Annotated in this window: 23 protein-coding genes and 1 pseudogene; 18 read left to right on the top strand and 6 right to left on the bottom strand. The window is 28.5% G+C overall.

All coding sequences use genetic code 11. The features are described 5' to 3' along the window. Window positions 1-16 precede the first annotated feature (16 nt). Window positions 17-145 (top strand): hypothetical protein, encoded by a 129-nt coding sequence (locus AVBRAN12637_RS09825; protein ID WP_442862436.1) that lies wholly within the window; start codon window positions 17-19, stop codon window positions 143-145. A 19-nt stretch (window positions 146-164) separates the two neighbouring features. Here the strand turns inward: AVBRAN12637_RS09825 and der are convergent, their stop codons facing one another. Then, the gene (gene der, locus AVBRAN12637_RS07270) at window positions 165-1571 is read right to left on the bottom strand and encodes a ribosome biogenesis GTPase Der (protein ID WP_239803537.1); all 1407 of its coding nucleotides are present in this window, start codon (window positions 1569-1571) and stop codon (window positions 165-167) included. 34 nt (window positions 1572-1605) lie between these two features. Next, a complete protein-coding gene (flgK, locus tag AVBRAN12637_RS07265; protein ID WP_214119941.1) occupies window positions 1606-3456 on the bottom strand; it encodes a flagellar hook-associated protein FlgK in 1851 nt (616 codons plus the stop codon). 194 nt (window positions 3457-3650) lie between these two features. On the opposite strand from flgK, the gene aroQ reads away from it, so the two are divergent. From aroQ to AVBRAN12637_RS07190, 15 genes and pseudogenes are all read left to right on the top strand, one after another. Further along, entirely contained in the window at window positions 3651-4136 is a 486-nt protein-coding gene (gene aroQ, locus AVBRAN12637_RS07260) for a type II 3-dehydroquinate dehydratase (protein WP_214149801.1), read from the top strand. Next, window positions 4136-4615, top strand: coding sequence for a 2-amino-4-hydroxy-6-hydroxymethyldihydropteridine diphosphokinase (gene folK / locus AVBRAN12637_RS07255; protein WP_336615586.1), 480 nt, complete (start codon window positions 4136-4138; stop codon window positions 4613-4615). Before aroQ ends, folK begins: the two co-directional genes overlap by 1 nt. 39 nt (window positions 4616-4654) lie before the next feature. Continuing rightward, window positions 4655-5893 (top strand): annotated as a pseudogene (flhF, locus tag AVBRAN12637_RS07250) (flagellar biosynthesis protein FlhF); the annotation flags it as partial. Between the two features lie 3 nt (window positions 5894-5896). After that, on the top strand, window positions 5897-6763 hold the full coding sequence (locus tag AVBRAN12637_RS07245) for a P-loop NTPase (RefSeq protein ID WP_214117271.1): 867 nt from the start codon (window positions 5897-5899) through the stop codon (window positions 6761-6763). A 5-nt stretch (window positions 6764-6768) separates the two neighbouring features. Next, window positions 6769-7122, top strand: a complete 354-nt coding sequence (locus AVBRAN12637_RS07240; RefSeq protein ID WP_214117269.1) for a hypothetical protein — start codon at window positions 6769-6771, stop codon at window positions 7120-7122. Next, on the top strand, window positions 7106-7801 hold the full coding sequence (locus AVBRAN12637_RS07235; RefSeq protein ID WP_250325853.1) for an RNA polymerase sigma factor FliA: 696 nt from the start codon (window positions 7106-7108) through the stop codon (window positions 7799-7801). The genes AVBRAN12637_RS07240 and AVBRAN12637_RS07235 overlap by 17 nt, the downstream gene beginning before the upstream one ends. Then, window positions 7794-8894 carry a flagellar motor switch protein FliM gene (fliM, locus tag AVBRAN12637_RS07230; protein WP_214119942.1) on the top strand — a complete coding sequence of 367 codons (1101 nt, stop codon included), beginning with the start codon at window positions 7794-7796 and terminating at the stop codon, window positions 8892-8894. Before AVBRAN12637_RS07235 ends, fliM begins: the two co-directional genes overlap by 8 nt. Continuing rightward, entirely contained in the window at window positions 8887-9702 is an 816-nt protein-coding gene (gene fliY / locus AVBRAN12637_RS07225) for a flagellar motor switch protein FliY (RefSeq protein ID WP_214117267.1), read from the top strand. Before fliM ends, fliY begins: the two co-directional genes overlap by 8 nt. Further along, a complete protein-coding gene (locus AVBRAN12637_RS07220) occupies window positions 9699-10226 on the top strand; it encodes a TIGR00730 family Rossman fold protein (RefSeq protein WP_214117266.1) in 528 nt (175 codons plus the stop codon). The genes fliY and AVBRAN12637_RS07220 overlap by 4 nt, the downstream gene beginning before the upstream one ends. Window positions 10227-10270: 44 nt before the next feature. Beyond that, window positions 10271-12559, top strand: coding sequence for a flagellin N-terminal helical domain-containing protein (locus AVBRAN12637_RS07215; RefSeq protein ID WP_336615585.1), 2289 nt, complete (start codon window positions 10271-10273; stop codon window positions 12557-12559). Between the two features lie 67 nt (window positions 12560-12626). Next, window positions 12627-14864 (top strand): DNA translocase FtsK, encoded by a 2238-nt coding sequence (locus tag AVBRAN12637_RS07210; protein WP_336615584.1) that lies wholly within the window; start codon window positions 12627-12629, stop codon window positions 14862-14864. An 18-nt stretch (window positions 14865-14882) separates the two neighbouring features. Beyond that, a complete protein-coding gene (gene brnQ / locus AVBRAN12637_RS07205) occupies window positions 14883-16217 on the top strand; it encodes a branched-chain amino acid transport system II carrier protein (RefSeq protein ID WP_336615583.1) in 1335 nt (444 codons plus the stop codon). A 108-nt stretch (window positions 16218-16325) separates the two neighbouring features. Then, entirely contained in the window at window positions 16326-17183 is an 858-nt protein-coding gene (locus AVBRAN12637_RS07200) for an isocitrate lyase/PEP mutase family protein (RefSeq protein WP_214119946.1), read from the top strand. A 2-nt stretch (window positions 17184-17185) separates the two neighbouring features. After that, on the top strand, window positions 17186-18262 hold the full coding sequence (locus AVBRAN12637_RS07195) for a PrpF domain-containing protein (protein WP_336615582.1): 1077 nt from the start codon (window positions 17186-17188) through the stop codon (window positions 18260-18262). 11 nt (window positions 18263-18273) lie between these two features. Next, window positions 18274-19404, top strand: a complete 1131-nt coding sequence (locus tag AVBRAN12637_RS07190) for a PrpF domain-containing protein (protein ID WP_336615581.1) — start codon at window positions 18274-18276, stop codon at window positions 19402-19404. A gap of 83 nt (window positions 19405-19487) precedes the next feature. Here the strand turns inward: AVBRAN12637_RS07190 and AVBRAN12637_RS07185 are convergent, their stop codons facing one another. From AVBRAN12637_RS07185 to rpsU, 4 genes are read right to left on the bottom strand one after another with little or no spacing between them, the layout of a single operon-like run. Beyond that, entirely contained in the window at window positions 19488-19964 is a 477-nt protein-coding gene (locus AVBRAN12637_RS07185; protein ID WP_336615580.1) for a methylated-DNA--[protein]-cysteine S-methyltransferase, read from the bottom strand. Then, entirely contained in the window at window positions 19964-20527 is a 564-nt protein-coding gene (locus AVBRAN12637_RS07180) for a UPF0323 family lipoprotein (RefSeq protein WP_336615579.1), read from the bottom strand. The genes AVBRAN12637_RS07185 and AVBRAN12637_RS07180 overlap by 1 nt, the downstream gene beginning before the upstream one ends. A gap of 8 nt (window positions 20528-20535) precedes the next feature. Beyond that, complete coding sequence (locus AVBRAN12637_RS07175; protein WP_214117248.1) at window positions 20536-20952, bottom strand: helix-turn-helix domain-containing protein; 417 nt, start codon at window positions 20950-20952, stop codon at window positions 20536-20538. Window positions 20953-20986: 34 nt separating this feature from the next. Next, the gene (gene rpsU / locus AVBRAN12637_RS07170; RefSeq protein WP_214117291.1) at window positions 20987-21199 is read right to left on the bottom strand and encodes a 30S ribosomal protein S21; all 213 of its coding nucleotides are present in this window, start codon (window positions 21197-21199) and stop codon (window positions 20987-20989) included. Window positions 21200-21349: 150 nt separating this feature from the next. Between rpsU and ccoG the strand changes: the two genes are divergently transcribed. Beyond that, window positions 21350-22687 (top strand): cytochrome c oxidase accessory protein CcoG, encoded by a 1338-nt coding sequence (ccoG, locus tag AVBRAN12637_RS07165; protein ID WP_214117245.1) that lies wholly within the window; start codon window positions 21350-21352, stop codon window positions 22685-22687. Then, window positions 22666-23259: a TetR/AcrR family transcriptional regulator gene (locus tag AVBRAN12637_RS07160; RefSeq protein WP_214149795.1), complete on the top strand. Its 594-nt coding sequence runs from the start codon at window positions 22666-22668 to the stop codon at window positions 23257-23259. The genes ccoG and AVBRAN12637_RS07160 overlap by 22 nt, the downstream gene beginning before the upstream one ends. The last annotated feature ends 24 nt before the right edge of the window (window positions 23260-23283 follow it).

The raw sequence follows: 23283 nt of genomic DNA, 5'->3' as shown, positions 1-23283 counted from the left end.
CTCTCAAGATTATCATATACTAACAGCTCATATAATCTTAGATGATTTAAATGAGTTTAAAAGTGTTTTACAAAAGCTTAATGCTTTACTTAAGAATGAGTTTAATATACATCATATTACTATTCAGCCAGAAATTAGCGAATAATTAGGAATTAACTTCCTAATTACTCTTCAATTAATTCTTTTTCGCCTTTTTTACGAGCTGCTATGATTAATGGAACTCCGCTTAAATCATAATGCTTTCTTAATACATTTTGTAAATAGCGTTTGTAAGAAAAATGAAGTGCTTTTGGTCTATTCATTACAAGTGCTATTTTTGGTGGTGCAACGCTATATTGAGTAGCGTAATAAATCTTAACAAGTTTGCCTTTATCGTGTGGCAATGGATGAGCTAGACAAGCTTCTTCTATTATTTGATTTAGTTTTGAAGTTTGGATTTTTTGAATGTAGTTTGAATGCACTTTTAAGATTAAATCTAAAAGATTTTTAATACGCTTTTTGCTAAGTGCTGAAACGCTAATAATCGGTGCATATGCTAAGAATTTAAATCTATCAAGTCTTAAATGTTTGCAAACTTCATCAAATTCTTTATCACTCTTACCACATAAATCCCATTTATTTAAAACTATAATCACGCCTAAATAATTCTTACCTAAAAGCCCAGCTATTCTTTCATCAAGCTCGTTAAATCCTTCAGCAGCGTCTAATACAAGCAAGGCGATTTGAGAGTTTTCTAGCATTTTTTCGGTGCGATTTAGAGCGTATTTTTCTATACCTAAAATTTTACTTCTTCTTCTAATTCCTGCGGTATCAATAAATTCAAGCGTTTTGCCATTATATTCAATACTTTCATTTACAGGGTCAATTGTTGTTCCTGCAATGCTACTTACAACACATCTTTCATCATTTACAAGTGCGTTTAAAAGTGAGCTTTTACCTACATTTACACGCCCTAAAATTGAGATTTTTATATGATTTTCATCAATTTCGCTAACTTCGTTAATGCCTTCTTCATCATATTCACCAGCTATATTTTCATCTAAGAAATCTTCTAAGCTAAGCTCTGAATTATCAGGCACGAAAGTATCACGCAAATGTGAGCTTAAAAAATCATTTAATTCATCAATTCCCGTTGCGTGAGATACGCTTATATTAAATACATTTTTAAATCCAAAACGAGTAAATTCCAAGCTTCTTTCTTCATCTTTTTTACTATCTACTTTATTAATTACTAAAGCTGTTGGTTTTTTAAGTTTTAATAAATCATAAAAATAAGCCCTATCATCATCATTTGCACCCAATTTGCAATCTACCATATAAACGATTATATCAGCGTCTTTTGCTTCTTTTAAGGTGTTCTTTTTAACATTTTGAAATAATTCATCTTTATCATCAAGCCCACCGCTATCTACTAAAATAGCCTTTTTTCCATTAATATCAACTATTTTTCTATTAGTATCTCTAGTAGTGCCACTAATATCAGAAGTTATCGCTAAGCGTTCTTTTGCTAAGCGATTAAATAGTGAGCTTTTGCCAACATTTGGCTTTCCTATTAACATTATTTTTTGCATTTATATCCTTTATTAAAAAAGCTCATTTTAGCTATTATTGTTTAAGTCCTAGCAAAGTATCTAACATTTTATCAACCGTTGTGATGATTTTAGCACTTGCACCAAAACTTGCTTGATATTTCATAAGATTGCTTAATTCTTCGTTCATATCAACGCCACTTACTGATTGAAATTCTGCTGTTACATTAGCCAAGATAGCTTCGTTTGTTTTGTATAAAGTATTATTGTTTTCTGCACGACTTGCTATATCTGTTGTTAAAGACCTATAAAATCCTTCAAAAGTAGCTTGAGTGCTTTCTCCTTTAGTATCGTAAAAATCAATTTTATTATATTGAAGTTGATTGATTGCATTTGCTACATCGTTATTTCCATCAGCACCAGAACTACTTGCTCTAAGTAAAGTTGGGTCGTGTCTTAGGCTAGTATCTACATTTATATTGCTACCATTAGTGCCTTCAAAGAATTTCCCAAGACCAAAAATTCCAGGAAAATTAGTGCCATGATCTTCTACGCCTACTTTAAATCCATCTAGTTTAGGAATAAGACTAAAAATACCACTATCTTTTGTTTCATCATAAGAATAATCAGCTAAAAAATAATCATCAAAATCGTTTAAATTGTTATTATCATTATTATCATCTGTATTAGAATTAATTTTTTCTAATAAACTAGAACTTCTTACTCCACCTGTCATTGATGTGCTTGTATCAAGAGTGATTGTTTTTCTTGCTACTTCTTGACCATTATCGTTATATACGATTAAATCAAATGTGCCTGTTTTTAATCTATTATCTGCATTCATAATAATATCATCACTCTTTAGATGAGACATTTCATTTGATAATATTTGCTTTTGAGCTGCTCTTGAGTAGATATTGTTTGTTTCTGTAATCATAGTTTTTGCAAAAGAATCAAGATTGTTTATATAATCTTGCAAAATACCATCATCAAATCCATTAGTTTGGGTATTAAACTCACGACCCCTTAAATCAAGTTGAGCTCCTAATTGTCCCCCACTTAATTTAGAAGTTAAATCAGCAGTAGTTCCATCTTGAAGCTCATAATAAATCCTTTGAAAAGGGCTTCCTGCAGCAACACTATCTATTCTTAATGGATGAAATGTTGTCCCATCAACTATAGAAAAACCTTCAATATTTAAATGATAATCTATGCTTCCATCTTTTATATTTGTATCAAATGAAGCATTTTGTTCTAAATTCTCTTTAAAAACTGATGATTTAACGAGTTTTGAAAGTCTTAATTCTAATTCATCTCTTTTATCTCTTAAATCATTTGCCATAGAATCACCAGCACTCTCACTTGCTGCTATTTGAGCATTAATTGTAGAAATATCCTTACCAATTCTATTTATTTCTTCAATAGTTAAAACTACATCATCATTTACTGATTTTTGCATTTTAAACATATCATCTCTAGTAGCTTTTATATCTTTTGCAAGGGTTGTTGCTACTTGAACTAGATTTATTTTTGTAGCACCATCAGCAGGGTTGCTAGCATAATTATTCCAAGCTTTTTGATAAGCTTGTAAATCATTTAAAATTCCAACATCTTTTAAATCAGGAAATCTTTGTGCTGCTTCTTCAAGTTTTGTTTTTAGATATTTAGTATGCTCAAAATTATTTGTATTATCACGCATTTTTGTGAAAACATACTCATCGTGAATTCTTACAATCTTATCAACCTTAGTTCCAAGTCCAATATCACCAGCTGGCACATGTAAAGCATCTGCTGCTGATTGAACCACTCTTTGCCTAGTATAATAAGGATTGTTTGCATTTGTAATGTTATGTCCTGTTGTAGATATTTGAACTTGTGCAGCTCCAAGACCACTTACACCTGTATTTAGTGTTGAAAATATACTCATAATTAACCTTTAAAACTTTAACTTGATTTAAGCTTGTTAGCAAAATATATTCCATATCGTAAAAATTTTATTAATCTTTATATTTATTTGAAATTCTTTTTTTTAGATATTGATTTAAAAAATATTTTTTAATAACTTATATTAAAATTAAAAACTTATAATCCAACATTAAAATATTTATTAAAGGAAGAAATATGAAAATAATGGTAATTCAAGGACCAAATTTAAATATGTTAGGTCAAAGAGACCCTAGAATTTATGGAACTATGACTATGGCTCAAATACATGAACAAATGAGTATAGCTGCTAAAGAAAGCAATGTTGATATAGAGTTTTATCAAAGCAATTATGAAGGCGAAATAATTGATAAAATTCAAGAGTGTGTAGGAACTTGTGATGCAATTATTATAAATGCTGGTGGATATACTCATACATCAATTGCGATTGCTGATGCAATAGCAGCTACAAGAATGCCTGTAATTGAAGTTCATATTAGCAATATTTATGCTAGAGAAGAATTTAGAGCTAAGAGTTTCTTAAGTCCTGTATGTGCTGGAACTATTAGTGGTTTTGGACCATTTAGCTATCATTTAGCATTACTTAGTGCTATTCAAATGGTTCAACAACAAAGAGCATTTATAGCAGCTCAAGAAGAAGCACTAAAAGCAAATAACGCTTAATGCCAAATATCAAGATAAATGAAGCGAGATATTTTAAAAGGATTAAGTATTATCCGTATTTTAGCAAGGATAATAAAGTTTATAAATATTTAGCTTTAATTTCTCTTGGTAGTAATATAGAGCCTGAGTGTGAAAGATTTGTAAGATTATTTAAAAAATTAAAATCTGATAGAAGATTTAAGATTATTCAAACTTCAGCATTATTAATAAATGAAGCTTTTGGGTATAAAGAGCAAAAAGATTTTACAAATGCTTTAATGTTTGTTAAAACAAGTCTTCACGCAAGAGAGCTTTTAAAAGTTTTACAACATTATGAAAATATTTTTCATAGGACAAGAAGTTTTAAAAATGCACCTAGAACTCTTGATTTAGATATTGTTTATTTTAGTGAAAAAACATATTGCGATAAGAGATTAGTATTACCACATTATGGTGCAGAAGATAGGATTAGTATAACTTTAGTATTAGGAACAATGTAAGGAAAAAATATGGCAATTAGGCAAGATAGTTTTAGAGTAGAAAAAGGACAAGATTATTTAGCTTATGTTAGAGATTATTATGGAGATGAAGCTGAAATAGTTGCTGTAACTCAAGTAGAAGGAAGAACTCCAACAAGCCCTGCTATGGTAGAAGTAGTTGTAGCTATTAATGATACAAAAGAAAAAAAGCAACCAATTGTAAATAAAAGAGCAGCGTTACACTACGAAAATAGTTTAAAAGAATTTAAAAGCGATAATTTTGATAGAAAAATAGCTATAGAAAATAAGCAAAATCAAAATGAAAATAAATCACTTAATCAAGATTTAAATTCTAAAAAAGAATTATCTAGATTAAAGTTTAATCCTAATTCTAGCAATAAGTCAAAAGATGATAAGCAATTATTAAATGAGTTAAATAGCAAAGTAGATTATTTAATGAGTATGAGATGGGGAGAACTTGCTCCTGCTAGAAATAATCTTGAAATTCCACCTGAGTTTGCATTAATTTATGATAAAGCAAAAAAAAGTGATATGTTACAAACTCATTTAGATGAAATTATGAGAGCAACTCTTAAAAATATGCCAAAAGCTTTATTGAGTAATAAAGAAGCAATTACTAGATATTTTACAACCTTACTTAAGAGTATGATACCTTGCAGAGTTGATGCACCTATTAGAAAACAAAAAATAATTATGTTAGTTGGCCCAACAGGGGTTGGCAAGACTACAACATTAGCTAAGCTAGCTTATAGATACGCATACGGAAGCAAAAGATACAAAACTGCTATAGTTTCACTTGATAATTTTAGACTAGGTGCTAAAGAGCAATTAGCTGAATACGCTAGGACTATGAGATTACCAATTGCATTTGTATCAACCGAAGAAGATTTACATAAAAACCTTGAGACTTTAAGTGGTTATGATGTGGTTTTAATAGATTCAACTGGTAATTCTCAATATGATAAGACAAAAATTGAAAAATTAGAAAGTTATTTAAAGGCTAGTGAGAGTGAAATTGAGGTTGCATTGGTATTAAATGCAGGTATGAAGTATGATGATATGGAAGAGACTTTTAATGCTTTTAATGCTTTAAATATTGATACTTTAATACTTACAAAATTTGATGAAACTAGAGCTTTTGGTAATATTTTTTCATTAATTTTTAATATTAAAAAACCTGTTTCGTTTTTTTCAATAGGTCAGAATGTTCCTGATGATATTTTAGTAGCTAATAGCGAGTATTTAATTAAATGCGTTTTAGATGGATTTAAAGGATAAATTATGCAAACACAAGCTGATAAATTAAATGAGCTTATGAAAAATGAGCATAAAGTAAATAAGAAAAATACAAAATTTATTGCAATTACAAGTGGTAAAGGTGGGGTTGGCAAAAGCACAATAAGTGCTAATATTGCTAATTTACTTGCAAATGATGGATATAAAGTAGGTCTTTTTGATGCTGATATTGGTCTTGCAAATCTTGATGTGATTTTAAATGTAAAAATAGGTAAAAATTTATTACATGTTTTAAAAGGAGAATGTAAGCTAGCTGATATTATCAAACAAGTAAAACCGAATTTAAAACTAATCCCAGGTGATAGTGGTGGAGAGATTTTAAAATACAATAATTCAAGCTATTTTGACGCTTTTTTAGAAGATGCTGAATTATTAGAAGATTTAGACTTTTTGATAATTGATACGGGTGCTGGTATTGGTGGAACTACTTTACATTTTTTAGAAATTGCTGATGAAGTTATTGTTGTAACTACACCTGATCCTGCTGCAATTACTGATGCTTATGCTACTATTAAAGTTACTTCTGATGTAAGAAATGATTTTTTAATGCTTTTTAATGTGGTAAAAAGCGAAAAAGAAGCACTAGATTTATTTACAAATATTTCAAAAGTTGCATCAGCAAATATTAAAAATAATCCTGAATTAAAATATTTAGGATATTTAGAAAGCTCTGCTTATGTTATTGATTGTATTAAAAGTAGAGTTTTGTTTTCTCAAAGTTCGTCAAGAGAAACTAATCAGTTAAAAAAAGCTACTAATAATCTTTTATCAAGATTGGAACGAAATGTGCTTAAAGATTCTGATTCAGGAAATATAAAAAGCTTTTTTAAGAGATTAATTGATAGGATTTAAGGTATATGAGAACGGATAATTATATTGCTTTTGTTACAGTTTGTGGATTTTTTATAGGTTTTATTTGTGCTGTATTTAAGATTGATGATCCGTTTATGATGATAGGTTTTACCTTATTTACTACTTTTGTTTTTTATATTTTAATTCATCTTGTTGTTCTTAATTTTGTTGATGCGAAGAAATTAGGTAGTAGGACTTTTGATAAATTTGCTTACGAAAATACTACAAATCATTTTATAAAAGAGCTTGAGATTAGAGAAAATAGAATGGATAAGATTATTCAAAGTGTAGAAAGTGAATTAGAAATTATCAAAAAACAAACAAAACCTGCAAGGAAATATAATGCAAAAGCGGCTTAATGCGTATGCAAGTGCTTTAAAAAATGCTCAAGATGAATTAGCTGTTAAATATCAACCAGCATTAAGAGCTATGGCATTTAGATTAAAAGAACGCTTGCCTGCTAGTGTTGATGTTAATGATTTAATAGGTGTTGGGACTGAAGAATTAATCAAATTAGCAAGACGCTATGATGATTTACAAAATGATAATTTTTGGGGATATGCTAGAAAAAGAGTATATGGTTCTATGCTTGATTTTTTAAGAAGTCTTGATACTTTAAGCAGAAGCAATAGAAAAATTGTAAAAGATATAGAAAAAATAATAAATGATTATATAAATGATTTTGATGAAGAACCAAGTGATGAGTATTTAGCAAGTGAATTAGGTATAGATGTAGATAAGATTAAAGAAGCAAGATTAGCACAATCAATTAGCTATATCGTTCCATTAGATGAACAATTACAAGTATTAAGCGATGAAGACGCTAATGAAAGACTTGATAAAGAAAATTTATTAGAAAAAATTACCGAAGTTTTAGAAGAATTAAATGAAAGAGAACAATTGATTATTCAGTTATATTTTTATGAAGAGCTTAGTTTAAAAGAAATTAGTGAAATTTTGCAAATTAGCGAATCAAGAGTATCGCAGTTGCAAAGTAGGGTAATTAATACATTAAGAAAAAGGCTAATTGATGGCTGATATTTTATCTCAAGAAGAAATAGACGCACTTTTAAATTCCGTTGATTCAGCCGATAGTGTCCCTGAAGTAAAGAAAGAAAACGATGAAAGGCAAATCATAATATATGATTTTAAGCGTCCAAATCGTGTTAGTAAAGAACAACTTCGTGCAGTAAAAGGAATTCATGATAAATTAGCAAGAAGCCTTGCTACTCAAATTTCTCAAATGATGAGAAGTATGGTGGAAATAAAGCTACATTCAGTTGATCAGATGACTTATGGTGAGTTTTTGATGTCTTTACCAAATCCTACTAGCTTTAATGTTTTTTCAATCAAGCCTTTAGATGGAACTTGTGTTTTAGAGATAAATCCTAGTATTGCCTTTCCTATGATTGATAAATTATTAGGCGGAGCTGGAGAAGGAAGTGAAAAAAATAGAGAATTAACAGATATTGAGATTAATTTACTTGATAGTATTTTAAGAATTATGATGGGTAGGCTTAAAGAAAGCTGGTCAATAATTACTGATATGTATCCTAGCGTAGAAGCTAAAGAAAGTAGCCCAAGTGTAGTCCAAATTGTAAGCCAAAACGAAATAGTAATAATGGTTGTAATGGAGCTTACTATAGGTAATAATAGCGGTATGATTAATATTTGTTATCCTGTAATTTATTTAGAACCAATTTTAGGTCGTTTAGCAAATCGTGATGTAATGCTAGGCGAAACAAGTGCTAAAAAAAGTAGAAATAAAGAAATCAAAACCTTAGTAGGTCGTGCTGATATGGTCTATGAAGTGATTTTAGGTAAGGCTTTTATTAGCGTAGAAGAATTTTTAGGACTTGAGAATGGAAATATTATTAAGTTAAATAGAAATGCTGATGATAAAGCTATTGTGAGCGTTGATGGAAAAGATGTATTTTTAGCTCAATTTGGTATTCATAGATACCAAAAATCAATTAAGATTTTAGATTTAATTAAAACTGATAAAGATGAGGTTAAAAACATACTTGAAGCTTATGAGTTAGAGCGTAAAACAAAGGCTGCAGAATTTGATAAGGTAGTAGAAAATCAAGAAGAATTGTCAATGGAAGATGAGGATAAGATAAATGATTGATGAGTTTTTAGGTTTATTTGTAAATGAATGTATTGCCACTATTGAAGGGCTTACAGGAAAAAGTGCTAGATTTAGTGAATATAGTGAGTTTGATATTAAAAACAATGCCTTAAAACCACCTATTTTAAAAGCTGTTTTTAAAAGCGAAGATAAAGAATTTGCATTTTTATCAAGTCCAGTTTTAATGAGTGCGATTTCTGAATGGATGATGGGTGAAGAAGAAATCTCAATGAATGAGAATTTAGGCACAGATGAGCTTGACGCTAGCAAAGAAGCAATTAGCAATATATTTTCAGCATTTTCAACTTCATTAAATGCACAAAAAGATTTGCCTAAATTTAATTTTAGCTTAGAAAAATGTGAGTTTTTGACTGATGAGTGTGATTTATCTAAGTTTTATAAAATTTATTTTTATGATGTAAATATCAATGATTTAAATGAGCAAATAAGTCTTGCTATCAATGAAAAAGCTTATAAGCTTTTAAATCCTAATTCAAATTCTACAAAAGAAAGTGAAGTAAGTGCGCCTAAAATGGATTTGGGTGAGTTAAAAAATATTAATTTAATAATGGATGTAAAGCTTCCGATTAGAGTTAGAATTGGTAGTAAAAAAATGCTTTTAAAAGATGTTTTAACAATGGATATAGGTTCTGTTATTGAGCTTGACCAATTAGCAAATGACCCTTTAGAAATCTTAGTTGGGGATAAATGTTTTGCTGAAGGAGAAGTTGTTATTGTTGATGGAAATTTTGGTGTTCAAATTACTAAAATCGGAGATAAAAAAGAAAGGTTAGAAAGTCTTAGATGAAATCAGTTACAATTTTTGGCTCGGCTAGATTTGATGAAAATAATAAATATTATAAAGACGCTTTTGAATTAAGTGAAGTTCTAGCAAAGAACGGCTATAGCATTACTACAGGTGGTGGCGGTGGTATTATGCACGCTGCTAATAAAGCTGCTTTTTTAGTTGGCGGGGTTGAGAGTATTGGTATTAATATAAAATTACCAATGGAACAAAGATTAAATGAATATTGCACTAAATCTATTGAATTTAGCGATTTATCTTTAAGAAAAAAAGCCTTAATGCAAAATGATGTAATGATAGTTTGTGCTGGTGGATACGGAACTTTAGATGAATTATTTGAAGTTTTAACCTTAGCTCAAACAAAATTAAGAAATTATAAAATCATTTTATATAACGAAGAATTTTTTAAACCATTAGTTGATTTTTTTAAAAATACACTTTTAAATTCCGGTGCAATTGATGAGAGTTCTTTAAATATTTTTAGTATAGCAAATACACCTAGTGAAGTTTTAGACTTAATAAAATAATTTTTTTACCGATATACCCTAAAGATTATTAACAAGGAAAAAGAATGAGAATAACAAGCTCTTATATTTATTCACAAAATTTAGGCAATTTTCAGCGTCAGCAAAATATGATAAATGACGCAAATAACCAATTAACAAGTGGTTTGAAGATTAATCAATCTTATGATGACGCTGGAATTTATTCAGAAGGTTCAAGACTTGTTTATGAGATTTCTACATTTCAGCAAATTAGCGAAGCTGCTAGTAAAGCTATAAATATTACAAAAAACTCTGATAAAGCAGTAGATGAAATGAGTAAGGCACTAGACCAATTTAAAAACAAATTAATTCAAGGTGCAAACGAAGTTCATTCTGATACTTCTTTAAACGCTTTAGCAAATGACTTACAAAAAATAAGAGATCATATTGTAAATATTGCAAATACAAGTATTAACGGACAATATTTATTCAGTGGAACTAATGTTGGGACTAAACCTTTTGATGAAAAGGGTAATTATTATGGCAATGATGAAAATATGCAAGTTTTACTAGGGTCTAATGTGTATAATGATTACAATATTTCAGGTCAGGAGCTTATGAAGGGTGTTGATAATGATTACAAAAAAATAATCAGCACAAATGTTCGTTTGGTTGATAGAAGATATGATATTAATAAACCAGAAGAAGTGCATTATATTACTCAAGATAGTAAGATTAAAGACTTAATTGGTAAAGAATATTTAAAACCACAAGCTAATGGAAAAGAGCTTAATGTGAATGATCATTTTTTAAAAAATGATGAAGGAAGATTTCCTGATACTTATTTTTATGTTCGTGGGACTAAGGGAAATGGTGAGAGTTTTAAAGCTAAGTTTAAGATGGGTGCTAGTGAAGATGTTGGTGCTATGCTTAGTAAAATAGGTGAGTTATACGGAAATACTAAAGAAAATAAAGTAGTAGATGTAACACTTAGCAATAATGGAACAATAGAAATTACTGATTTAAAAAATCAAGAAAGTAGAATTAATTTTTCTATGTTTGCAGCTACTGCTAAGGCTGATGATTTCGGACAAATTTATCCACCAAAAATACCTGATACACCACCAATGCCTATTATTCCCTTTCCTGTTAAAAGTGAGTTAGCAAGTGTAACTAATCCAAATGATTTAAGAAATAATAATGATGTTTTTGTTTTAGAATTTACAAATACAGGTAATATTGATACTTCTTTTACTAGCGATGGGATTGATTATTCTAGGTCTTTATTTAGTAAAAAAGATAATATCTTAAGTTCAAACATAGCTCAAGTAGATAAAAATAATAATGTAGCTACTAATGAGACTAAATTAGTTGAGGCTTCGCAAGGAACATTAAAGCTAAATCCAAATGATACTACAAGACCTGATAGTGTTTTAAAACTAGAAATTACTTCAAAAAATAAGGTGCATTATTCAATAGATTTTAATATTACTCAAGGCACTGCAACGGCTAGTTATAAACAAAATGGTCAAGATAAAAAGGTAACTTTACCTATTACAAATGTGGTTTATGATAATAATCAGCATATTTCAGATAGTGTTAAGACAAATCCTGAAAATATAACATATAAGCAATTAGGAGATATTATTTCTATGTTTGCTAGTGATAATATCCCAACTAAAGATTATCAATTAGTTAAAAAATATCCAAATCAAGCTAATTCTCCTATGATTTTAAATAATGATGATAAAGCAGAATTAGAAAGGCTGTTAATTAATTCTAAAAATTCAGTTGATGTAGGTCTTAATGAAAAAGGTCAAATGACTTTAATAGACAAAGGTGCAACCACTACTAAAATAGATTTAGCTATATTTGACGCTAATACTATGAACGCTAATGAATTTGATTTTGGAAATGATGCTAATGGTTTGCCAATTGCTGAAGGTTCTAAAAAGGGAGATTTGTTTAATTTTAATACAAATTCTACTTTAATTGTTGATGAAGGTAGGGTTGATATTATAAAAGACCTTGATAAGATGATAGAAGCTGTTAGAAATGGAAATTATAGAGCAGATAGCAATAATCCTGAATTGTTAAAAAGTGTTGGTATTCAAGGAGCTTTAAAAAGGATTGACCATTTACAAGATCATATTAATAAAGTTCATACAAAAATAGGTGCAACTCAAACAAGTATTCAAAATTCTCAAGATAGAGCAGATTTAATGAAAGTAAATGTTGAACAAGTTAAGGCGAAGGTTCTTAATTCAGACCCTGTAGAAAGCCAATTAATGCTAATGCAGGCGACAATTACCTTACAAGCTACTTTACAAGCTAGTGCGCAGGTTTCAAAATTAAGCTTATTAAATTATATGTAAGATGAAAAAAGAGTTTATATTTATATTTGTTTCATTTATATTATTTTATTTTAGTTTCGGGCTGTTTTTGCCCGAAGCTAATGGATTGTTTTTAGCAAGTGCTTATTTTAGCAAGGGCTTAAGAATTTGTTTTGGAAATCTTTCTTATATTTTTTTATTAGCATTTGTAGGAAATTACTTATTTGTATATAAATCTTTTAAATATGCTTTAAAAATATTAGCCAATATAATTTGTAGTATTTTGATATTATCTTTACCTTTTTCTAGTGTTTTTGATTTTGGAATTATTAGCTTTTTAGGTTTTGTAAATATTGTATTTTTTATCTTGCTTGTATTTGTTTTAATTTATTTTAATCATTCTTATATTTATTCAAAATTACAAGATAAAGATAAGTTCAAAAATCTTTTTAAAAGTAAAGAAAAACCTATTAAAAAAGAAAAAATCATAAAAGAAACAAAAACTCCTAAAGAAGATAAATCAAAACCAAAAGAAGAAATTTTAAGTGATTTAGGCAATATTAGATTTGTAAAATCATATGAAATAAAAACTCCTAAAGAAGATGAAAAGACTAAAATTAATTTTACAAACGAACAAGGCAAAATAATTAGTGAGCCAAAAATAGTTTTAGAACCTTTAATGCAGAAAATAAACAAAGATAGCATTAATAAAGATGATTTTAAAATAGTTAAAAACGAAATAAAAGAAGAAAAATCAGTAGAACAAAACGAAGAAATACAAAATGAAATTCCTGTTTTAAATTCTAATGATTTTCAAGATATTTTGATAGTAGATGAGCAAGATTCTCAAAGTTTTGTCCCTAAAAAAGGCAAAAAAGTAGAGATTTTAAATGAGCTTGAAGAAAATAAAGCAATTTTAAAAGATATTGAATTAGGAGCGATTGAAATACCAAGAGATTTTGAGCTACCTAGTGTGGAATTATTAGATAAAGCCGTAACTACAGAAATAATAATTAATGAAGATGAGCTTGATGAGAAAATAAACGAGCTTTTAGCAAAATTAAAGCATTTTAAGATTGATGGAGATGTGGTTAAAACATATTGGGGTCCTGTGGTTACTACATTTGAGTTTAGACCTGCTGCTGATGTAAAGCTTAGCAAAATTTCAGGCTTAGCTGATGATTTAGCTATGGCACTTAAGGCTACAAGTATTAGAATTCAAGCACCAATTCCAGGAAAAGATGTGGTAGGGATTGAAATTCCAAATAAAACTTCTCAAACAATTAATATTAGAACTATTTTTGAAGATGAATTATTTTCAAAATCTAAAAGCAAATTAACAATAGCCTTAGGTAAGGATATAGTAGGAAATACTTTTGTAACTGATTTAAAACGCTTACCGCATTTATTAATAGCAGGAACTACAGGAAGTGGTAAGAGTGTAGGTATTAATGCTATGATTTTAAGTCTTTTATATAAAAATAGCCCAAGGACTTTAAGGCTATTGATGATTGACCCTAAAATGCTTGAATTTTCAATGTATAATGATATTCCGCACTTATTAACTCCTGTAATTACAAGAGCAGAAAAAGCAACTTTAGCTTTAAAAAATATGGTTTTAGAGATGGAAAGACGATATGAATTAATGGCTAGCGTTTATACTAAAAATATTGAGAGTTTTAATGAAAAAGCACCTAAATTAGGACTTGAGCCTTTTGCTTATATTGTAATTATTATTGATGAGTTGGCTGATTTAATAATGACTAGTGGAAAAGAAGTAGAAACTTATATAGCAAGATTAGCTCAAATGGCAAGAGCAGCAGGAATTCATCTAATAGTAGCTACACAACGCCCAAGTGTAGATGTAATAACAGGTCTTATTAAGGCAAATTTACCTAGTAGATTAAGCTATAAAGTTGGAACGGGTGTTGATAGTAAGGTTATATTAGATTCTAAAGGAGCTGAGAGTTTACTTGGTCGTGGAGATAGTTTATTTACTCCACCAGGAACAAGTCAGATAGTAAGATTGCACGCTCCATTTGCAAGTGAAGAAGAGATAATTAGAGTAGTAGAGCATTTAAAAAAACAAGAAAAAGCAAATTATGATGAGAGTATTTTACAAGATTCAAGCTTTACTCAAACCTATGTTAAAAATAATGATGATAGTGTAGATGAATTATTCAGTGAAGCTGTAAGAATTATGCAAGAGAGTGGAAAAACTAGTATTTCTTATATTCAACGCCAATTAAATATAGGTTACAATAGAGCTGCTAATATTGTAGAGCAGTGCGAAAAGCAAGGAATTTTGAGCGAACCTAATTCAAAAGGTGTAAGAAGTCTTTTATAAAAAAATCTAAGGAGAAATATGACAAAAATAGGAAAAAAAGAATTTTATGTAGTAGCATTAATGTTGTTTGCTATGTTTTTTGGTGCGGGGAATTTTATTTTGCCACCAAAACTAGGAATGGATGCGGGGAATAATTTTTATTTAGCGATTTTGTTTTTTTGTGTAACAGGTGTTGCTTTACCTGTTTTAGGCGTTGCTGCAGTTGCTAAAGCAGGAACATTAAAAGAATTAGCAAGTAGAGTAAATGTAACATTTGCAGTAATTTTTGTAGCAGTTATTTATATTACCATAGGGCCTTTAGTAGCAATTCCAAGAGCTAGTACTATGCCTTATGAAATAATGATTTTACCTTTTGTTGATAATGAATATAATGTATATTATTTAGCTTTTTATAGTTTTATATATTTTGCACTTAATTATTATATATGCTTAAATCCTAGCACTATGTTAGATACATTAGGCAAGTATTTAACACCGATTTTACTTATTTTAATAGCAGTATTTTTTATATGCACTTTAATTTATTCAGAAGTAAATGTTAGTATTCCTAATCAAAATTACACTACCCACCCAGTAGCAACAGCATTTGTAGAAGGCTATCAGACTATGGATGCGCTTGCTGCTTTAGTATTTGGGATTAGCGTTGTTGGGGCTTTAAAATCATTAGGAGTTACTAATAAACATCAATTATCATTACTTACTATAAAAGCAGGATTGTTTTCTGGAATTATTTTAATGATAGTTTATTTTGCTTTAGGGTATTTAGGCTATGTTTATGGTAATACCTTTAAATACGCTAGTAATGGGGCTATTTTGTTATCATTAATTAGTGATGATTTATTTGGTAGTTTTGGTAGATTTATTTTAGGATTTACTGCCTTACTTGCTTGTCTTACTACTACGATTGGTTTGATTGGCTCAAGTGCTAGCTATTTTAGTAGTGTTACTAAGATTTCTTATAAAACTTGGGTTATTATTTGGGTAGTTGCTAGTTTTGTTTTATCAATTCAAGGTTTAACGCAGATTTTAAAAGTAAGCGTTCCTATATTAATAGCGATTTATCCAATAGCTATAGTTTTAATAATTTTATCTTTAATAAATAATTTAATAAATGAGAGCAAAATCATTTATAGATTTAGCGTTTATACTGCGGCTTTTATAGGAATTTTAAACGCAATTGATAGCTCAATTTTAAGCATAAACGATGAAAAAATATTATCTTATTTAGGTATAGCTAAATATTTAGAAATGTTGCCATTTTACTCATCTATGCTTGGCTGGGTTATACCTGTGATTGTTATGTTTATATTAGGATATATTATTAATGCCTTTAGTAAAAAAGATGATTTTTAATTAAATCATCTTGTTACAATTCTACACACTTATTTCTTATTAATTAACAATTAATATCAAAAATTAAAATTTTGTGTTAAGATTAAGCATTTTTTAAAAGGAGTGCTAATGAAAGCAAAAATTTTAAAAGAAGCACTTAATTCACAAGAAATTCTAGTAGCACCAGGAGCTTCTTGTGCTTTATATGCAAGACTTATTGAATTAGCAGGTTTTAAAGTTGTTTATGCTACAGGAGCAGGTATGGCAAATATGCAGTTTGGTTTTCCTGATATAGGACTTGTTAGTATGAATGAAATGTTAGAAAATACAAAGAGAATAAACGATGCTACAAATCTTCCCGTAATAGCAGATATAGATAATGGCTACGGCAATGCTTTAAATGTTTATAGAACAGCAAAAGAATTTAGTAAAAACAAAATAGCAGCAATTCAAATAGAAGACCAGCAACTACCAAAAAGGTGCGGGCATTTTGATGGGAAAAAATTAATATCTCAAGATGAAATGTGTGCTAAAATCAAAGCTTGTAAAGACGCTTTAGAATATGATACTTTAATAATTGCAAGAACAGACGCAATTGCTGTTAATGGTTTTGATGATGCTATTAATAGAGCTAATGCGTATTTAGAAAGTGGAGCTGATATATTATTTATAGAAGCTCCTACTAGCATAGAACAAATGGCAAGTCTTCCTAAATTAGTAAAAGCTTATCATATTGCAAATATGGTAGAAGGTGGCAAAACTCCGATATTAAGCAATGATGAATTACAAAAAATGGGCTTTAATATAGTTCTTTATGCAAATGCTACTTTAAAAGCTGCTATTAAAGGTATGAATGATTTATTAAATCATCTAAAAACTACAGGCAGAACAGATAATGCAGAACATTTAATGATTTCTATGAAAGAAAGAAATAGAATATGTGAATTTGATAAGTGGATGGATATAGAAAATAAATTTAAAGGATAATTATGAAAATTAAATGCAGTGTTTATAGGGGTGGCACGAGTAGGGGGCTAATATTTAACGCAAATGACTTGCCTAAAGATAAAAGCACTTGGGCTGATATATTTAAAAAATCCATTGATTGTCATAACCAAAACGCTATTGATGGGCTAGGTGGTTCTATATCATCAACCAATAAAATATGCGTTGTAAAAAGTGTAAATAATAAAAATTATGATATTGAGTGGGAATTCTTTCAAGCTGGGGTTATGAAAGATAGTATAGATAATAAAGGCACTTGCGGGAATTTAATAGCTGCTGTTGGAGCTTATGCCATTAATGAAAAGTTATTTAGTTTTGATAGGTTTGCAAGCAATGTATGTGTTAGAATTTACAATACAAATATTAAAAAAATTATTGAATTTAAAGCTAAGATTAAAGATGGAGAATTTGTAGAAAAAGGCTCTAGTATTATGCAAGGAGTTTTTGGTGGTTGTGAGCTGGCTGATGTTTTTATTAAAAATGCAGGGGCTGAGCAAACAGGACTTAAATATCCATTAGGAAAAATTAGCAATTTTAATGGTTATAGAGCTACTTTACTTGATTTAATAAATCCATTTTTATATGTTGATGCAAGGGAATTTGATTTAGATTTTAATTTAAATTATAATGATTTTAGTGCTTTAAAAGTTATTGAAGATTTAAACAAATTAAGAGATTTTTATGCTATTAAATTAGGTTTTGCTAAAGATGAAAATGATTTAGAAAACAATCAAGCTATACCAAAAATAGCAGCACTTTTTAAATCTGATGATAAAAGTGAATTTGATATAGGAATTAGGGTTTTAAGCCTTAGAAATCTTCACAAAAGCTCGCCTGCTAGTGGATTATATAATTTAGCCGTTGCAGCATTAGAAAATGGCACTTTAGCAAATGAGCTTAGTGGTTTAACTATGATACAAAATGGTATTCAAGATATAAAAATTAAACATTTTTTAGGCGTAGTAGATGTTAGCGTAGAGATAGAAAGTGGTAAAATCATAGGTGTTGGACTTAAAAGAAGTGCAAGAAGAATAATGGACGGATTTATTTACATTAATTAAAAGGAGAAAATATGAAGAAATTTAAATGTAGTATTTATAGAGGTGGCACATCTAAAGCTGCTTGTTTTTATGAAAAGGATATGCCAGCAAGAGTTAAATGGGGCGAGTTTTTAGCTGATGTTATGGGGACTGCTACAAAGCAAATTGATGGAATTGGTGGTGCTGCTTCAGTAACTTCAAAAGTAGCTATAGTTAATATTAAAAATAATGAATTAACTTATACTTTCGCTCAAGTAAATATTGATAAAGAAATGGTTGATTTTAATAGTAATTGTGGAAATATTAGCTCATGCGTTGGTGCTTTTGCTTATGATTTGGGTTTGATTGATTTAAATGATTCTAAAATGTATGAAAAAATCATTATAAAAGATGAGTGTGATTTAGAAAATAAAATAATTTGCGTTAGGATTTTAAATACCAATACAAATAAATATTTAAAGGCTAGATTTAAATTAAGTGATGATTTAAAGAGTTTTGAACCAGCAGGAGATACTAAAATAGCAGGAGTGCCAAATACAGCTAGTGAAATTAAATTAGGTTTTATTAATCCTGAAGGCTCTATGAATAAAGGATTATTGCCTACAAATTCTGCAAAACAAGTTGTAAATACAAGTTTTGGCAATATTGAAATTAGTATAGTAGATGCTGGAGCAGCACTTGTGTTTATGAGAGCTAAAGATTTATTAAGTGGCAATATGTATGATGAAATTTCTCAAAATGAGCTTGATAAAATTGAAGAAGTAAGAAGCATAGCAAGTGAGCTAATTGGCTTAGCAAAAAAAGAAGAAGCAACAGCAAAAAATCCATCAGTGCCTAAAGCTTGTTTGGTTGATTTCGTGCAAGATTACACTAGCACAAGTGGTGCTAAAATATCAAAAAATGATATAAATGTATGCGTTAGAATGATGAGTATGCAACGCCCACACCCATCAATTGCAGTTACAGGAACTGTATGTATTTCAATGGCAGCAAAGACACAAGGCACATTAATTAATGAGCATTTAAGTAGCTTTTCTAATGAATTAGTAATAGCTCATCCAAGTGGGACAATTACGGGATTTATTGATAATGATAGCGTTAGTGTGATTAGAACTGCAAGATGCTTAATGCAAGGCTATGTATTTACCAGAAAAGATTATTAAGTTAAATTTCTAATTTAAATTCCTTTTTGGAATTTAAATTAGGATTAAGTATTTTATAAATTAATAATGGCTTATAAAATATTTTAAAAATTATTTGATTTGATATTATTTTTTTCGTGTTTATTTAAAAACTCTTTCATATTAGACACTTCACAAGTAAATCTTCCTAGACTTTCATCAGAGCGAATTACTCTATGGCAAGGTAGTATTATTAAATAAGGGTTTTTTGATAATGCAGTTCCTACTGCACGATAGGCTTTAGAATTTATTCTATATGCTAATTCTTTATAAGTTATAGTGTTTGCATAAGGAATGTTTTTAAGCTCGTTTAAAACTTCTTTTGTAAAAGCAGAAAAATTATCAAGATTAAGTTTTATATTTGTAAAATCAAAATCTTTTCCCTTAAAATACTTTAAAAGTTCAGATTTTGCTAATGATGTTATTTGATTTGGTTTTTCTTTTAAAGTAGCAAGGTTTGTAACATCAACTGATATCAAATATTCATCATTAGCTTTTATTAAAACTATAAAGTTTTTAAATTTTATAATTTCAATATACATTAAGAGCCAAAACTACCAGAACTACTAGCACCACTTGTGCCTTGGCTTTTAAAAAATCCACTACTTTTTGAAGCTCCTGCACTAGGTGTGCTTTTAAAGCTATTTACGCTTCTTTGATATGTGCTTGGGTTTTGATAATGCGTAGCTTTGTTTGCATTAAAATGTGAATTATTAAATAACTTATTGCCTATCCAAGAGCCAATGATTGCACCTGCTACAGAGCTTAGCAAAACTTCGCCTAATGAATGATTTGAACCAATACTTTCATTTGTTAATGAGCTTTGATTTGCTTCTATTTTTGCATTTTCAGCTTTTATTAGCTCATCCATCTCAGCCTTGCTTAATACTCTTTCATTTCCATTTAATTCTTTTAGAACTACTCTTGTTTCATCGCTTGGAAATTCATCTTTAATTCTGTATTGTTTAGGAGCATATTCTTCTATTATTAAAAATGAGCCTTTAGCTTGTTGTTGCTCTTCACCACCACAAGCACTTAATAATGAACCAGCTACAATTGCAGTTAAAGACGCTTTGTAAGTTAAGTTATTTAAATTCTTAAACATTTTTCCTCCTAAATCTTTGATAATTTTTTGTTTCTTATAAATACTTGATTGTTTTCTAGTTTTATTTTTTTACTTTTAAAAAGCCTTGATATTAGATATTTTTTTATTTTTTCACGCTTTTTTTTCTTAAATCTTAATAAATATTCATCTATTAAAATCCATTTTGCTTTTATAATTACTGGTAGATTTATTTTATTTTTTAATTCTTCGTTTTCTTTTTTTAATTCTTCGTTGCTTAGTTTTAAGATTTTTATTTGTTCTAATAGCTCATCTTTAATAGCTAAACTATTTTGTTCTGGTTCTATTAAAACATAGGTTTTATTATCTTCTTTTATTGATTTTAAAGTGCCTCTTCTAATTCTATTATAAATAGCTTCTTTGCTGATATTTAAGTATTTTGCGGCGTCTTTTACTAAGAGTTTCATTTCTAACCTTTAAAAAGGGGATAACCCCTTTTTATTAAAGCTTTGCTTCGTAATGTCTTAACATATATAGGCGTTTTAGCATTTTTTTTCTAGCTGAAATTTTTTGTTTTTTGCGAATTTCAGTCATAGGTTCAAAAAAGCGTCTTGCTCTAACTTCTGTTACGATTAGGTTACGATCAGTTTGCTTTTTGAATTTGCGATAAGCCTCGTCAAAAGATTCGTTATTATGAACTTTAATCCCTGGCACGGCAATCACTTCCTTTCGTTGTAAAATTAAAAGTGCTAATTTATAAAAAAATTGTTAATAAACAAAATATTTTTTAATTTACTATTCTTAATTTTTAAAGACTAAAATTATCTTAAAATTACAAATTAAGTTAAAATTAAGGAGAGCGTAATGGGAAATATTACAAATTATTTTAAAAAGCGGACTACATTTTATGTTTTACTTACCTGTATTATCTTTATTATTCCATTTATTAGAATAAATGGTAATCACTTATTTTTGCTTAGTTTTGATAAACAAAAATTAGATTTATTTTTCATATCTTTTAATACAAACGAGTTGTATTTAATGCCATTTTTATTAATTATGATGTTTGTATTTATTTTTTTTATTACAAATTTACTTGGTAGAGTTTGGTGTGCTTGGGGTTGTCCTCAAACTATATTTAGAATAATTTTTAGAGATTTAATACAAACTAAATTATTTAGAATTTATAGTGGTAGAAAAAATAAACAAAATAAACCAAGAAATAAAATATTTGCAAGAATTGCAAGTGTTATTGTGTTTTATCCAATTAGCTTAATTGCTGCAAGTAATTTTTTGTGGTATTTTGTTCCACCTGAAGATTTCTTTACTTATCTTGACCATTTTAATGAACACTTACTTTTATTTGGAATTGTTTTATGTTTATCTTTATTTATAACATTTGATATTACTTTTATTAAAGAGAATTTTTGTGCTTATATTTGTCCTTATGCAAGAATTCAAAGCGTTATGTTTGATAATGACACAAAAAGTGTTATATATGATGAAAGTCGTGGCGGAATTATTTATAAAGATGGAGAAAAAATTATAAAAAAACCAATAGGCGGAGAATGTATAGCTTGTGAAGCCTGTGTAAAAATATGTCCAACTCATATAGATATTAGAAAAGGAATGCAACTTGATTGTATAAATTGTCTTGAATGTGCTGATGCTTGTTCAAATGTTCAAGCAAGATTTAATAGACCATCATTAATATCTTGGTCTAGCACAAAAGAAATAAAAACTAAAGAAAAACTTAAATTCTTTAGATTTAGAACTATTGTTTATATAGTTGTATTGTGTGCTATGTTTATTGGGTTAGTTTTAACGGCTGGTAGCAAAGAAACTATGCTTATGAATATAAATAGAACTACTGAATTATATACAATAAATAAAGATGAAAATTATGTTGATAATGCCTATGTTATATTATTTCACAATACTAGCAAGCAAGACCATAGATTTTATTTAGAAATATTAGATGATGATATTAGTATTTTAAAACCTAAAAAAGATTTTAGAGTTAAAGCTGGTGAGAAATTAAAACAAATTGTTATTTTAAGAAGCGAGCTTAAGAAAGTTAAAAAACATCATAAGCATATTAATATAAGAGCTTATGCCTTAGATGATGATAAAATATTTACCATAAAGGATACAATATTTATATATCCTAAGGAGAAAAAATGGAAGGAAAAGAAGAAATAATTTTAAAAGTAGCCCTTGAATTATTTTTAGAAAAGGGCTATGAAAATACAAGTTTAAATGATATTGTTAAAGTAACTGGCGGTTCTCTTGCGACGATATATAAAAAATTTGAAAATAAAAATAATTTATTTTTAAAGGCTTTAAAATTTAGGGCAGAAACTAGGTTAGAGAATTTAAAAATTATGATTTCTTCAAAAGCCAACTTGGATTTACCAGATTTTTTAAATGTATTTGGTAATGAATATTGTAATTTTTTTATAGGTGAAGATAATGCAAAATTTTTAAGATTAGTTCTTGAAAGAACTTATCAAGATATTAATTTTAAACAAGAATGTGCAAAAGCAGATAAAGATGTAATAATTAGATTTTTATGTGAAGTATTTGAGAAAAAAATTAAAAAAGAAATTCTAAATGAAATAAGTGCTTATAATTTAGCTAATTTATACTGCTCTATGATTAGAAGTAATAAGATTTTTGATTTGATTTTTAACTCTAAAGAAATCTTTACACAAGATGAATTAAGTGAGCATGTAAAAAATGTAAATATCTTATTTTTAAGGGCTTTGCGTTAATTTCATTAACTTAAATGTAATTAT

The sequence above is a fragment of the Campylobacter sp. RM12637 genome (assembly GCF_020137645.1).
In the GTDB taxonomy this organism is placed as follows: Bacteria; Campylobacterota; Campylobacteria; order Campylobacterales; family Campylobacteraceae; genus Campylobacter_E.
This window is presented reverse-complemented; position numbering and strand designations above follow the sequence as displayed.